Origin of the sequence: Curvibacter soli (genome assembly GCF_029211125.1) — a bacterium.
In the GTDB taxonomy this organism is placed as follows: Bacteria; Pseudomonadota; Gammaproteobacteria; order Burkholderiales; family Burkholderiaceae_C; genus Curvibacter_A; species Curvibacter_A soli.
This window is the reverse complement of record NZ_JARGEN010000040.1, coordinates 1,433-1,713: the sequence shown is the minus strand read 5'-3', so window position 1 is coordinate 1,713 and position 281 is coordinate 1,433.

Genomic DNA, 281 nt, shown 5'->3' with positions numbered 1-281 from the left:
CGATGCGGCCACGTTCCTGCGCGCGGGTGTCACGCTCGAAGACCTGCAGCAGCTCGCCCGAGCGCTGAGCGACGTGCAGGCCGCCCAGGAGCTCAACGAGGCGCGCGCAGAGCTGTTTGGGCGCCTGCCCGCGCGCACGGGCTGAAGCGCGCGAATCGATCGGCCGCGGGGGGGCGCCCGCTTGGCGTGCGGCTGGTCAGGCAATGCATGTGCTGCTGCGCAGCAAGACCAACGAGCAGGGGGAAAGCCTTCCCCCTGGGCGCCCCTTGCGGGGTGGGCTG